Origin of the sequence: Schaalia turicensis ACS-279-V-Col4, assembly GCF_000296505.1 — a bacterium.
GTDB lineage: Bacteria > Actinomycetota > Actinomycetes > Actinomycetales > Actinomycetaceae > Pauljensenia > Pauljensenia turicensis_A.
In genome coordinates this window covers 229,757-244,103 of the sequence record NZ_JH815209.1, presented here as the reverse complement: position 1 = coordinate 244,103, position 14,347 = coordinate 229,757, and the positions used below count along the sequence as shown (strand labels likewise).

Genomic DNA, 14,347 nt, shown 5'->3' with positions numbered 1-14,347 from the left:
CAAAGATTATGCGCAACGTTCCTTAAATGAGTTTGGCCGGTCACTTCACTTGAAGTGGCCGGCCAAACTATTACGGGCTATGCGCTACCCGGTTTATTGGGCGACGCATGTGGTGTGTTATTCCCGGTTGCGCCTTACTAGCACTACGCCGCCACCAAGCAGGGCAAGTGCGAGGACAATAGCCGAGCCAATCTCAGCACCAGTGCGTGGCATCGGTTTGCGTGGCTTCTCCGTCGGCGGGTTCTTCACGTTAGTGATGGTGAAGCCATCCTTCGCATTGCCCGAAACCGTAGAGGTGAAGCCGTCAACGGGGAGCTCTTCAACGGCGTAAGTGATTCTTGCGCGCTTGCCGTCGCTGATCATGAACCGAGGCAGATCTGTGAACGTGTGCTTCCATTCGTTTTCAGCGTTTAGTTCGACAGGGTCACCAACCAGGTTGGTTTCCTCATTGATTGTTCTGGTCAGCTGGACCTTAACCGGTTTCGTTGAACCCGCGTCAAGATCGTTACCCTCATTGTCCTTCCACACCTTGGTCACATCCACCTGTGTGGGTTGAGGTACCTGGGTGTTCGTGACAGTGAAGCCTTCCTCTGTATCACCTTCTACCTTGATGGTAAATCCGCTAACGCCCAGCTCCTTGACAGAGTAGGAGATATTGTGTTCCTCGGTGTTCTCGGAATCCTCGTCCCCAGTGGTCTTCGTGGCTGGTAGTCCATCGAAGGTATATGTCCAGTCATTCGTCTCATCTAGCACTACTGGATCACCCACGGGGCTCGTGTTAATGCCGTCGGTAGATTGCAGGAGCTGCACGTTTACAGGTGATATCGCTAGTGGGGCAGTGATCTTCAGGCCGTCCTGCGCGGTGCCCTCCAATTTAACTGTGTTGGCTCCGTCAACGCCCTGCTCTTCAACCGAGTACGTGACCTCTACCTGCTCACCTTCGACGGTCTTGGTCTTGGGCAGGTCCTTGAACGTATGCGTCCACTTGTTGTCAGCATTGAGCTCTGCCGGCTGGCCAATGTAGAACTTCTCACCGCCAACTGATCCCACCAGCTGCACCTTGACAGCAACCTTAGAAGCTTCGTCAACAAGGTCGTTGCCCTTAGAGTCCTTCCACGCCTTGGAAACCTTTACCTCGGTCTTTTCTGGGGTTCCAAACTCAAGTCCACCGTTTGAGCCAATACCGCCACCGCGCGGAGACTGGTTCTCCGTGATAATCAACCTCGCCCAGGACTTCGCGTTATTCTTCGCGTTCTGGTCAGTAATGGTCTTGAGGCCTGCGTTCTGAAGCGAGGTCCGATAATCACTGGTTTCGTCGGATTCCCTCTCCTCACCATCGAACACCTGCTTCTTACCAGGATTCTCGGCGTCGAAACGAGGCACGTTGTAGCCGCCATCCTTGTAGAAGGTAGAGTCGCCGCCACCTAGCATGTGCGAATCGATAAGCATGCGTGCGGAAGTGGACCCCCCTCTATAGTTGTCATGCGCAATGTCATCGCCCCAGTGATGATCGGTAGCAGTCGTTGGGGATTCGTTATCGAATACCGCTACGCCGTTCGTGACGTGTGTCACCATGCTCCCTGTGGGGCAGAGCCAAACACCGCCACCGACTGCAACCCAGCCATCGGTTGTGCTGTTCTTGGTGATGAGGGCGTCCTTGAAATGGGCGGTGTACGACTTGGTTGCAACGTACACGCCGCCACCCTGATCGTCGGCACTATTTCCCTTGATCGTACCTGCGTTAAGGTGTACACCGTTGGAAACCACGTTTACGCCGCCACCTGTGCGGGAAGCACTGTTGCCGATAATGCTACCGCCATTCATAGTGAAGCCGCCGGGGGAAAGTGTGGTCCACGCTTCCGTATTCGGTTCGCCGTATTTAGCCTTGGTGCACGTGAAACCCTCCGCGGCAACTTCCTTCCCAGTGTTATCCGTGCCCTTCACGAACAGATCCATAGCATTGACACCGCCACCGTTGCTCGCATGGTTGTTTTTGATGGTGCCACCGTTCATCGTGACGTCGGCATTTCCGAAGATGTTTATGCCACCGCCACCAAAGCCCGCATCACCGTTCGAGATTTCACCGTCATTGAACACGAACGTTGAACGCGTTGACGTCGTGTCTTCATCAGGCGCTGGGCAATCCCAGATCCAGGAGAACACATTGATATTGCCGGCCCAGCCGGTGTTTTGCGTGACTTTGCCACCGTTGATTGTTAGGTGGGCGCCGTTAAAGACGCCAATTCCGCCTACTTCTCCGTAAGCGTACGGCGAAGTATCTGTTTCGCCCTTGGAGATCTCGCCACCGTTCATAACCATCGTGGCGCCGGAATTCAATGCAACGTTCCCTGCGCCACGCTGAACGCTTTCGGGGGTGTTTTTCAGGCGGTGATTATCGGTGATCGTTCCACCATTCATAGTGAATTTAGATTCTTCGCCCTGCGCCGTGACAGCACCTCGATAGAAGCCAGTCAGCTTCCGTGCGCCGGTAATGGTGCCGGCGTTCATCACCAGTTCGCCTTCCACGAGAATCGTGGGGGAGAAGCTGGATCCCGTCACAACATTGTCGTATTGTGCGCGCGAGTCGATAATGATGCCCTCGCCGTTTTCAGTCCTGGCAGAAAGGGTGAGTTTTGCGCCCTTTTCAACCTTCAGTAGGCTGCCGGTGAAATCACCGTCATCACGAATAATATTGGTTTCAGAGGACCATGGAGCTATGTCTGCGTCCACTAGCTCAATGTCTGCGCCAGCGGGAATGACAATAGTCTTCGTCAGCAGAGTCTCGGTACCGTTACCAATTTCAATCCTGGTCGGAGTAGTTCCAGCCTGCGCGATGAGTTCTTCTAGACGGTCCGGCTCACAGTACAGAACCCGGCCCTCTTCGTAGCACTTGAGAACCTGCCGGTCCGGGGATTCTGGTGTGGCCTCGGCAACCGGGGGAAGGCCAGTGCCCATCACCACTAGAAATACCGTTAGACATGCCGCCCACAAGGCGGGGAGAAAACTGTAACGCTTTGTGCTTTTCACTTTTCCTCTTTTTTAGAGTGCAAGAAGAGCCTCGGAAAAGGCCGGGGGACTTATAGGACTAAAGCCATACTGTCAGAGGAATCGCGAAGAAACAAGATACTACTTTGTGTAGACAAAATAATCACAACGCGAGCCAACACCTAGCGGAATCGTCGGATACGATCCGACGTGTCGCCCGGCGTGAAAAGTGGTCGGAAACACAAGAAATCTCGCTAAGCCAAATGATCGCGAAAAGACTTGGGAATTAAGTCCCATATGTGAAAGACTCGAAGTAACGTTGCGCGTAATCTGGCCCGTTGTTGAGCAGACCAGAGGTCGCTCTTATGAGAGGAGCAAATAATGAGGGGCCCTTGGGTGCGGTCATTCGGGATTTTGCTGGCCACAGTGCTGGCAACAGTCGGGATGTCCGGGGGAGTAGCTCAGGCAGCCGATATTAATTCCTGGGACGACGTTATTGCTACGGTTAATGGTCTTGGTGACGGCGAGTCAACAGAACTGTCAATCGCATCAGAAATCACCGTAGAGGGCGGTGCTCAGCCGCTGGTTGTGCCCGCGGGGAAACAAGTCACCTTCACGGGTAGTGGAAAGATCAGCGGAAATAGATCTCCGCTGTTCTCGGTAGAAGAGGGTGGAACACTCACCCTATCCGGTCCGACTTTCACCAATGCACAGTTTAGCGTTGCGGGCGATATGAACCTTGTAGGCGGCGCGATCCGCGACACTGCGGTAACCGGCCCGGTCGTTTTTGTTAATGGCGGAACCCTGACCATTGGTGGAGAAGCCGAGTTCTCGGGAAACAACGTTTCAGATGAGTCCGGCAAACTTCTCCCGGCGGGGGTTGAAAAGCTGAAGTACGCTCCTATCACGGCTTATAACGGCACCGTGCGAGTAAAAGGCGGAACGCTGAGCAATAACACGGGTCTGCTACGCGGTGGTGTTGTTGGTTTATGGTCGCGCGACGGCGGAACGCGTACTTTCGAGATGTCGGGCGGAACGTTAACTGGAAACGTTATTAGTCACCCCAGATTCCAAGGCTATGGCGGTGCAGTTTACGGTGAAGATGCCTCAGTGAAAATAACTGGAGGGGTTCTACAGCAGAACTCTACGGAGCGCGGTGGGGCTCTTGCCTTTATCAATAGCAACGTTGCTCTGTCAGGTGGCGTTGTTGTTCAAGGCAACAACAACGGGGATTATAAAGGCGCTGGAGGTGGCCTCTTTCAAAGCGGAGGCACGCTGAACATCAGTGGCGCAACGTTTACAGAGAACGTGTCTATTGGTTCCGGCGGTGCGATCTGCACAGCGGGCGATACGAAGGTCGATATTGCCGGCGCCGAGATAACTTCTAACAGCGCTTCGAGCGATGGAGGTGGCCTGTATCAAGTCGGAGGCACACTGAACATCAGTGGCGCAACGTTTACAGAGAACGTGACCACTGCTTTCGGCGGGGCAATCAGCGCGGATGATGCTAAGGTTGAAATATCTGGCGCAGACATTACTTCTAACACGGCCGCAAAATCCGGTGGAGGCATCTCGTTCGGTGGAAAGACGGTGGCCTCTATCTATGCTGCTACTCTCAGCGATAACACTGCGGAAGGTTTCTGGGGTGGCGGGGCGATGTACAACGATACCCATGCCAAAGTGACTATTTACAATGGCCTCATTCGTGGCAACGTCATTAAACCCGGCTTCCTGATCGGCATCGGTGGTAAGACCATTAGCGCCCAAGGCGGTGGCGTGTGGAACTGTCCCACCGGTTCGACAGTTATGCACGTAACTCGAGGCGTGGGTATTTTTGACAATAGCGTTCCAAATGTTCACAAGGATAAGAACGGTGGGGCCGGCGATGACTTCGCTAGCATCCTGAAGTACTTTGGAGATAATCCAGAGACACACAGTTCGGTTGTAGTTACTGAAAGAATGCTCGGCGGTAGTCCCCGTCAATGGTTCCAAGACGGGTCGGCATCTGGTGTTCATACCAACTGGTCGGACGGTAAAGCCGTTCCACGCTACTCGGCGGAGGGGCCGAACACGGCTATCAAGCCAAACGAAGAAGTCACCGAGAATATGGTTTTTAAGTCTGTTCCAACTGAGGACGCTAAGGCCATCGCGGAGACTCTCGCGACTGTGAAGATCACCGATAACGTAGCCACTGGTGTGGGCATATCAGGAGCTGGTATCGCAAACAACGGCAAGCTAACTTTTGGCGATCCCGACCCGTGGAAACTGAAGCTGGAAAAGAAGTGGGAAAATGACGATCCCAAGGACCGCCCCGAGAGCATTTCGGTGGACGTGAAGCTGGGGGACAAGGTACTTGAGACCATCAAGCTCACAAAGGAGAATGGTTGGAAGGCTGAGCTAACCAACTATCCCGATCCAAGCAGCCTCATTGATGCCAAGACGGGCGAGAAGATCCCGCTGACCTTCGTCGAGCATGACGTCGATGGCTACATGTCTCACGGCGCAGTAGTGACGGAAAACAAAGACACAAAGACGATCGAGGTTGAAATCGTTAACGAACCTCCCACATCGGTCGATGTTGAGAAGCGGTGGTCTGGTGATGTGGAGGCTGACCGTCCTGAGTCTGTGACTATCAACTTGTTGGCTGATGGTCAGCAGACGGATAAGTCTTTGGAACTGACTGCTGAGAATGGCTGGAAGGGGACGTTTACCGACCTACCTAAGTATGTGACGGTTGATGGCGAAAAGACTGAGATCGTTTATACGGTGGTTGAGGTAGAGGTTCCTGGTTACACCCCCTCTATCAGTGGTAGCGCAGCCGAGGGGTACGTGGTTACTAACACCAAGGACGCTCCGCCAGTTACCTCGGTACCTGTTGAGAAGCGGTGGTCTGGTGATGTGGAGGCTGATCGTCCGGGTTCTGTGACTATCAACTTGTTGGCTGATGGTCAACAGACGGATAAGTCTTTGGAACTGACTGCCGAGAATGGCTGGAAGGGTACGTTTACCGACCTGCCGAAGTATGTGACGGTTGATGGTAAAAAGACTGAGATCGTTTACACGGTGGTTGAGGTAGAAGTTCCTGGCTACACCTCCTCCATTAGCGGTAGCGCGGCCGAGGGGTACGTGGTTACTAACACCAAGGACATCCCACCTTCGTTGGGTCGCACCGGCTCGGCAGTTCAAGGCCTAGTAGTAGGGGGCGTTGCCCTGCTCGCTGCGGGAATCTGGGCTGTATCCAAGCGCCGTCGTCCATAAGCAAGTGCGGGTGGGCCCGCCGTTTAGCGGACCCACCCGGCACAGTAACTGGCTTCCTCATTATCGAGTGAGCTAGTCATGCACAACATTCACCTCCCGGCAATCCCTGGGAGGTGTTTTGTTATCGTTATCCGGTCACATTAACTTCGTTCGATTAGTGCCCCGTCAGAGGGAACCAACGCGCACCAATACAACTATCACGGTGGAAAGGATGGCTCGCGAAGCATCTGAAGATATTAGCTACAATCTATGCTCGTGTATACCGCTAAGAATCTTGACACTCGTGCCCGGCGAATCGTTGCTTGGGTTGCCATCCTAAACCTCATCGGCTTCATCATTGAACTGGTGATCGCCTCAATCATTGGCTCAGTCGCACTCTTTGCAGATGCCGCCGACTTCCTTGAAGACTTCCTCATTAACATGCTTGTGCTCACCGCCCTGGGCTGGTCGGTAGCAAGCAGGAGGAAAGCCAGTTACGGCCTGGCCGGCCTCATCCTCATTCCCGCAGTTGCGGCTTTTGGCACCGCGATATGGAAAATGATCTCCGGGGAGGCGCCGGAGCCACTCACCTTGTCGGTAACCGCCATCATCGCAATGCTAATCAACCTCGCCAGCGCGCTACTACTACTGCAACTGCGTAAGCACGATACAGCATTAGTGCGAGGTGCCTGGCTGGCCGCCCGCAATGATGTGCTCGCAAACCTTTTGATCCTTGCCGCTGGCGTTGTCATGGTGTTCTGGTTCAGCCCCTGGCCAGACATCGCGGTTGGTCTTGTTATCGGCTTCATCAACCTCTCGGCTGCGGCAGAAGTGTTTGAGCAAGCTCGTGCAGAAACTCCGGAGCTTGAGCTCGATGATGAGTAGGCGCGAATAAGCCTAGGCTAGATGGGTAAAGCAAACCCCGGAAGGGGAGCTGAGATCACTCAGCTCCCCTTCCGGGGATTCTGTGCAACTACTCGCCTGTAGGCAGGTTGCGTGTTGCTCGTTGGTTACATGAACTTGCGTGCGGTGAGCACACCACCTGCAAGAAGCAGTACGGCGGAAAGGCCGACGAGGGAAGCAACCTCAGCACCAGTTTTAGCGATCTTCTTCTTTGGCTCAGCCGGCTTACATGCTGGGTCCATCGCAGTATCGTGGCTGTCCCAGGTCCACTCGGCTACAGCATCGTCAGCGAAGAAGTAACCATCCAGAGCGGAGGCCTTAACTTCTACCTTCGAGTTGTACGGGTAGTTGTAGTTGCCATCCTTGTTAGCTTTCAGCTGAACGCCGTTTGCGGTGACGGTGTAGGCGACGCCCTCGGTCTTCTGGATCGTCACGTAAGGTTCGACGGTGCAAGAAGAAGGATCAGCAGCGGACGGATTGATCAGCTTCGGAGCAACAGGAGTTGCCAACTCTTCAGCTGGATCTACTGTGCACGGCTGAGAAGCGACGCTGAGCTCCCACTGCGTGTCACCCTCAACCACGAACTTGTCCTTAAAATCCTGTTTCAGTAGAGCCGCTACCGAGACAGTGGTGCCTTGCTGAACCTGCTCGTAGTCAAAGTACTTGGATTCAGGAACCTGGACCGTGCCAGCAACTCCGCACTTGTTGGAATCTACAACGGTCGGAGCTTCGGGGGTAATCTTGCGTACAACAGAGCTTACCTTTACAGTCCAGCCGTCAAGGTCATTACCTTCAACGCTTTCAATGCGGAAGAGCTTAGCCTCTTCTGGATCATCAATTGACGCGGTCAACTGGTACCACTGGTAACGACCCGTATATCCAGAGAACATGTTCAGGCTATTGCCAATTGAAGCGCGAGTAATAGGAGTATCTTCACGACTTGGCATGATTTCGGCAGAGGGCCTATGAGACTCCCCGTCGGCGAAAACATACTTGTTTGCAGCAGGGTCGCCACGCTTGGTGATAAGGGGCTTGTAAACCTTTTGGCCATCTTCTGTAACTGCGTCTCCGGCCTTATGCTGCGATACCCCAATTGTGATTGTGGGTGCCTTGCCGTCGGGAATCTCACCTAGATAGGTTTCCCCATCCCACTCGCCTTCAACCAACTTAAACGTGAAATCGGTATTGGCCTGCTGGTCCATATAGACTTGTTTCACGCCATTACTATATCCAGTTGAAAAAGTGAATTGGCTGGGTCCGTACTTGCCGTTACGATATTGGTAGCAGTCGTCAACGCCGATCTTATCAACACCCTCGTACTTGGGGTTTCGGGGATTCTTAGGGTCCACGTTGAGTGGAATCTGCTCATCTTTACCAACGGTTAGTTTGAGCATTGGCCACTCGTAGCCAAGCGGGTCGCCGGTTGCTTGACCGTTTTTGAATTCGTAGACCTCACAGTACAGAGGCATGTAAACTGTGGTGCCTTCAAGCTTCGGGTCGTACCGTTTTACGTTGTTACTCCAAGTAACGTCAAAGCTCTTGACATGGCTGGCGTCGTCAACACTGTTTGCTGCTACAGCGGCAACGGCACCTCCCAGTGTCAGTGCTGCCGCGCCTGCGAAAGCAGTTGTGGCACGTAACCAATTTTTCACGAATCCTCCTGTAGTGAAGATGAGAATACAGTAGTGATGCTATCAAGAAAAGGGTTGATTCGTCCAGAGTCAAGAGTTAAAAAGATATGTGGCGTATTCGGTGTCGTATGTATACCACTGACTTACTACCCCCGAGTGATCCAATGGATCCAGTTCATTCCGGGGATAGTTATTTGAAGAGGTCTTTAGACAGAGGTGTCTAGTAGTGCGGCATCACCTAGGTTTCAAAGTCAGCCCAATGGTAAATCCACTTCGCAATGTCTGTGCGTGTGGCGGTGGAGGTGATGGCCACGGCAGGCACATCATCATCACTGGCGAGATCGTCACCACCATCAGGCCCAGCTACGCGCCTGGACCAGGACGGCATTGCGGGCGGCGGGCTACTACCTGAACCGGTTCCTCATCTACGTGTGGGTGCGTCGCCAATCCGCCGACATCTGCATAGGTGCTACCACCTCTATCTATTGGGTGGTTGAACGATACTGAGTTCGACTCGACGGCTACCAGGTGATGAAAGGCATCGGCGTCCACGATACGGTGCTCACCAATGCACCAATGCGCCGATGCGTCTTTCGACTGGGACGAGGTTCTCGTTTAGTGCGCGGAGGTCACAGCTGAGTTAGACGGTGTCAATGTGCCGATTCTTCGGTGTGCGACAAGGTCATTTCATCATCAATGATCTCCTGAACGGGATCCTCGCCGGCGACCAGCTTGCCGGACGAACCGGTGCCCAAACGTTCCAGGGCGAGGCGACCAACCAGCTGCTGGTTTGTCGTCGTGCGTTGCGAACGCGCATTCGACAAGAATGAGAAGAACCAGTGGACCAAGGTGCCGATCTGCGACTTGAAGCCGACGATGTACAGCAGGTGGAGGAAACACCAAGCCGCCCAGGCGATAAAGCCGGTCAGGCGCATCTTGCCGATCTTCACGACCGCCTTGAAGCGGGCGATTGTCGCCATTGAGCCCTTGTCGAAGTACGTGAAAGGCTCGGTGGTTTCCGGCTTGCCAGCAAGACGTGCAGCCACAATCTTTGCTGCATAGCGAGCAGACTGGATAGCTCCCTGAGCAACGCCGGGCACGCCCGGGAAACTCATCATGTCACCGAGGACAAAAATTTCCGGGTGGCCGGGAACAGTGAGGTTCTTTTCAACAATGACGCGACCTGCGCGGTCAAGCTCCGCATCGGCCTTGTCACGAAGAACAGCGCCAAGCTCGGATGCCTGGACGCCGGCAGCCCACACCTTGCAGTTTGAACGAATCGTTTCGGTTGAGCCGTCCTTGAACTTCAGAGTGACGGTGTCGCGGTCAAGGTCAGTGACAAATGCGTGGGTCTTCACCTCGACACCGAGCTTTTCAAGCTCGTGGCGCGTCACGTCACCGAGCTTTTCGCCGAACACGGGGAGAGGACGATCGGCACCGTCAACGAGGATGACGCGAGCCTTTGTCGGATCGATTGCGCGGAACTCCTTTGCCAGCGTGTGTGATGCCATTTCGCGGATCTGACCAGCCATCTCAACACCGGTTGGACCTGCGCCAACGACAACGAACGTGAGCAGACGGTCGATCTCATGTGGGTCGGATTCGATTTCAGCCTTCTCGAACGAGTCGAAGATGCGGGCACGGAGTTCGAGCGCGTCATCGATCGTCTTCATGCCGGGAGCAAACACGGCGAAGTGATCGTTGCCGAAGTACGACTGGCCAGCGCCGGCAGCAAGGATCAGTGTGTCGTAGGGAGTCGTCTGTTTTTCGTTGTGGTTACGCCAAATAACGACTTTGTTTTCAATGTCGATGTCTTCAACGAGCGCCTGCAGAACGCGAACATTCTTCTGCTTCTTGAGGATCTCACGCGTCGTTGGCGCAATGTCGCCTTCGGAGAGGATGCCAGTTGCGACCTGATAGAGCAGGGGCTGGAATAGGTGGTGACCGGTCTTGGCTAGAATCGTGATTTCAGCGTTCGCGTGCTTCAGCTTCTTCGCAACTTCAAGTCCAGCAAAACCTGAGCCGATGATGACGATGCGGTGCACCAGATCCTCCTCATTAATTACGTAAGGCTTACCTTACTAATTGAGTCGGTGGGTGTGACAGTCCCAATCCGTCTTTGAGGGCGTGAGAGTGCCCACGTCCTTTTCGCTCATGTACGAGGCCGCGATCACCTGATCAACGATTCCCCAGCAAGGGCGCGGAGCAAAGCAATCGTTTAGTCAAAAAGACGTTGCGTCGCCTGAATATCCGGTTTTCCGTTCGGCAGTTGGGGGAGAGCATCAACCCAGATCGCTCGGCGAACTCGTTCCCACGGCGCACACTGATCACTAATCAGGTCAGCGATCTCCAATGCGTCGAAGTCGGCGTCATCACGCAGCTCTTTTGGGATCGGTCCGCGAACGATTGCCGCGGCAACAACCTGACCCCACCGATCATCCTTGACACCTACAACGCAGGCGTTTGCGATAGGGGGTAGTCCGCGTAGCAGTTCTTCGATGCGCCCGGGAGCCACAAGCTCGCCACCCGTGTTAATCATTCGCGAGGCACGACCAACGATGTGATACCAGCCTTTTTCATCGCGTGTGGCGAGGTCGCCGGTGCGCAGCCAATCGTCATGCATGCGTGCGAGGCCTCGTTCCCCGTTGGTCACGAAGGAGGTTGAAACGCCTGGGCCTCGTACCTCGATTTCGCCCAACTCGCCCACGCCGGCGAGGTGACCGTCAGCGTTCATCAGACGCGCATCCACGTAGGGGAAAGGTTGGCCCAATGCTCCCGCCGGGGCGTCGGCATCGGGGGAGGTCATCATTCCCGCCCCGGAAGTTTCCGTCATTCCCCACACGTGGATCGGTCGCAAGCCGGCGCTGCGCAGACGCTCAGCCAAAGCCGGCCCCATCGCATCTCCGCCGATCAGCGGGCGCTCCCATGATGAAATATCTGCGCCGACGGACTCATTCGTATCGAGCAACATGTGGCACATGACTGGGACAGCAAACATCATCGAGATGCGGTGCTTTTCGATCGCACGCAGGATGCCAGTCGGGTTAAACGTCGGGAAAACGATGATCGTTCCACCGTGGCTGAAGACATCCATCGACGTGCCATTGAAGCCGCCGATATGCGAAATTGGCGCGCACACACCCACGACATCGCGTGCCGGTAGATATTCGAAGCCATCGCGGAAACACATCGAGCCCCACCACATGTGGGCGTGAGAGAGTTCAACTCCTCGGGTACGTCCTGTCGACCCCGAAGTAAAGACAATCGCACCCGTTTCGTGTGCGCAGGCCAGAGGCTCACCTTCGATCGGCGTGGAGCCCAGCGCGCTCGAAGCAAAAGCGTCGACCGTCATAAACTCCGCGCCCACACTGACCGAACGCTGCAACGCGGGCGCGACCTCGTCGATCAAAACGAGAGCTGGATCGAGCGAATCCACAATCGACTGCGTGACGGTAAACGGTAGGCGTTCCGAAAGTGGAACGGTCACAGCGTGAAGCCACGAGCACGCAACGTGCAGAACAAAAACCCAAGCGTTGTTACGGCCAGCAAACACGACACGGTCACCCTCGCCAATGTCGAGCGAGCGCAAATATGCTGCCACACGGCGCACCGCGTCGGCGCTTTCGGCGACGGTCCACACGCTGTTGTCCGGCCAAATGATCGACATGCGGTTCGGGTGCTGACGCCCAGCACGCATCAAAACTCGGGCCGGTGAATAATCCGGAGTCACTGGGGCCTCAGGCAACGGGAACCCCGGGCAGTGTTGCGGCTTCACGCGCCTGACGACGTGCGCGACGCTCACGCATATTCGCCAGAACTGTACCCGCTTCCTGCAGAGTGGAACCGGAATTATCCAGGTGCTTCAAGTGCTCAGGAATCTCAAACCCGCGAGCGCGCATGCCTTTCGCCCACAGCAATCCCGCGCGGTACGACGAGCGCACAAGCGGGCCAGCCATGACGCCAGCGAAGCCTAATTCTTCAGCTTCTGCTGCGATCTCAAGGAATTCTTCGGGGTGAATCCAGCGATCAATCGGGTGATGCAGGGGAGAAGGACGCAAATATTGCGTGATGGTCAGCAAATCACAGCCCGAATCGTGCAGGTCGCGCATCGCTTCGCTGATTTCTTCACGCGTCTCACCCATACCGAGGATCAAGTTCGACTTCGTTACCATGCCACCGTTGTGTGCACGCTGAATCATCGCAAGCGAACGGTCATAGCGGAACGCGGGGCGGATCTTTTTAAAGATACGAGGCACCGTCTCCAAGTTGTGCGCGAACACCTGCGGGCCGGCTTCAATGACCATGTCGATCGACTCGTCCTGACCGCGGAAGTCGTCAACCAGCAGTTCAACGCCGGTTGATGGGCTCTTCTCGTGGATCAAATGGCAGGTTTCGGCGTATAACCACGCCGCGCCGTCGGGCAGATCGTCGCGGGTGACGCCGGTGATCGTCGCGTAGCGCAGTTCGAGTTCGCCAACAGACTCGGCGATTCGACGAGGCTCGTCCCGGTCATATTCGGTGGGCTTACCGGTCGCGATATCGCAGAAGTCGCACCGACGTGTGCAGAGTGCTCCACCTAAAAGGAAAGTCGCCTCACGGTCTTGCCAGCACTCGTAAATATTCGGGCACCCTGCTTCAGCGCAGACAGTGTGCAGTCCCTTGGCGTGCGACATGGAACGCATATCGTGATAGTTCGCGCCGGTGTTTGCCGTCGTGCGAATCCACTCGGGCTTGTTTTCGATAGGAGTTTGCGAGTTGCGAACTTCCACTCGAAGCAGTTTGCGTCCTTCGGGATCAGGCAAGGTACTCACAGGCGTTTCCCTTCGAATAGGTGATCTCTTGGCTGGGGTCAGCCAGCTGAGGGCGGATTGAAGAAATAAGGTGCGAGACAAGTGCGTCAGCAGCGGTGCGCAATGGGACGTTCACGCCTTCCCACGACAGGCAGGCAACATCAGCGTCGAAGAGCCCGCACGGGATGATTCCCGCGAACGCTTCTATCGGGTCAATATCGACGTTCAGGGCGACTCCGTGCAACGTGGCGCCTCGTGCAACTTTCAGTCCGATGGCGCAAATTTTGCGGTCGCGACGTCCCTCTTCGGTCAGCCACACTCCTGCGCGTCCGTCGATGCGGTGAACGGGCAGCCCCCATTCTTCGCGCACTGTTTCAATAACACCCGCTTCAACGCTACGGATCCACGCGTACAGGTCGACGGGCTCCTTGAGCCTGACAATTGGGTAGACAACAACCTGTCCCGGTCCGTGCCACGTCGCGGAACCGGCGCGGTCCACATGGATCACCCGAACAGTGGAATCCGGAATATCTTCGGGTTTCGTGTGGCGGCCAGCGGTCCAGGTGGGGGCGAATTGGGTGACAATGATCGAATCGCCGTTACCAGCGGCTGCTTGGTCGTGGAGTTGACGATGCAGTCGGTCTACTTCCAAGTAGTCCGACGTTCCCGCATCAATAAGGTCGATGACGTGCACCTAGGAATGATAGAACGCCAGACCTTTCGTTTCTTAATCGAAATGGCCCTTTACGCACGCGTTCTCGAAAGTAATGCATTTTTCCGCAGGATCACGCCAAGCGGGGT

8 protein-coding genes are annotated in these 14,347 nt (G+C 55.2%); 2 read left to right on the top strand and 6 right to left on the bottom strand.

Annotated features, from left to right (window positions below; all coding sequences use genetic code 11):
• Positions 1 to 117: 117 nt before the first annotated feature.
• Positions 118 to 2,955 carry a Cna B-type domain-containing protein gene (locus HMPREF9241_RS04755; protein WP_131367640.1) on the bottom strand — a complete coding sequence of 946 codons (2,838 nt, stop codon included), beginning with the start codon at positions 2,953 to 2,955 and terminating at the stop codon, positions 118 to 120.
• Between the two features lie 411 nt (positions 2,956 to 3,366).
• On the opposite strand from HMPREF9241_RS04755, the gene HMPREF9241_RS04750 reads away from it, so the two are divergent.
• Entirely contained in the window at positions 3,367 to 6,243 is a 2,877-nt protein-coding gene (locus HMPREF9241_RS04750; RefSeq protein WP_006681143.1) for a Cna B-type domain-containing protein, read from the top strand.
• A 249-nt stretch (positions 6,244 to 6,492) separates the two neighbouring features.
• Complete coding sequence (locus HMPREF9241_RS04745) at positions 6,493 to 7,107, top strand: cation efflux transmembrane domain-containing protein (RefSeq protein ID WP_006681142.1); 615 nt, start codon at positions 6,493 to 6,495, stop codon at positions 7,105 to 7,107.
• A 125-nt stretch (positions 7,108 to 7,232) separates the two neighbouring features.
• Here HMPREF9241_RS04745 and HMPREF9241_RS04740 read toward each other — a convergent pair whose 3' ends face one another.
• The 5 genes from HMPREF9241_RS04740 to lipB all read right to left on the bottom strand — a co-directional run bounded on the left by HMPREF9241_RS04740 (position 7,233) and on the right by lipB (position 14,240).
• Positions 7,233 to 8,777, bottom strand: a complete 1,545-nt coding sequence (locus tag HMPREF9241_RS04740) for a hypothetical protein (RefSeq protein ID WP_006681141.1) — start codon at positions 8,775 to 8,777, stop codon at positions 7,233 to 7,235.
• A gap of 629 nt (positions 8,778 to 9,406) precedes the next feature.
• Entirely contained in the window at positions 9,407 to 10,801 is a 1,395-nt protein-coding gene (locus HMPREF9241_RS04735) for an NAD(P)/FAD-dependent oxidoreductase (RefSeq protein WP_006681140.1), read from the bottom strand.
• A gap of 173 nt (positions 10,802 to 10,974) precedes the next feature.
• Positions 10,975 to 12,453 carry a class I adenylate-forming enzyme family protein gene (locus HMPREF9241_RS04730; protein WP_006681139.1) on the bottom strand — a complete coding sequence of 493 codons (1,479 nt, stop codon included), beginning with the start codon at positions 12,451 to 12,453 and terminating at the stop codon, positions 10,975 to 10,977.
• 40 nt (positions 12,454 to 12,493) lie between these two features.
• Positions 12,494 to 13,567: a lipoyl synthase gene (gene lipA / locus HMPREF9241_RS04725; RefSeq protein ID WP_006681138.1), complete on the bottom strand. Its 1,074-nt coding sequence runs from the start codon at positions 13,565 to 13,567 to the stop codon at positions 12,494 to 12,496.
• Positions 13,551 to 14,240: a lipoyl(octanoyl) transferase LipB gene (lipB, locus tag HMPREF9241_RS04720; protein WP_006681137.1), complete on the bottom strand. Its 690-nt coding sequence runs from the start codon at positions 14,238 to 14,240 to the stop codon at positions 13,551 to 13,553. Before lipB ends, lipA begins: the two co-directional genes overlap by 17 nt.
• Positions 14,241 to 14,347 lie beyond the last annotated feature (107 nt).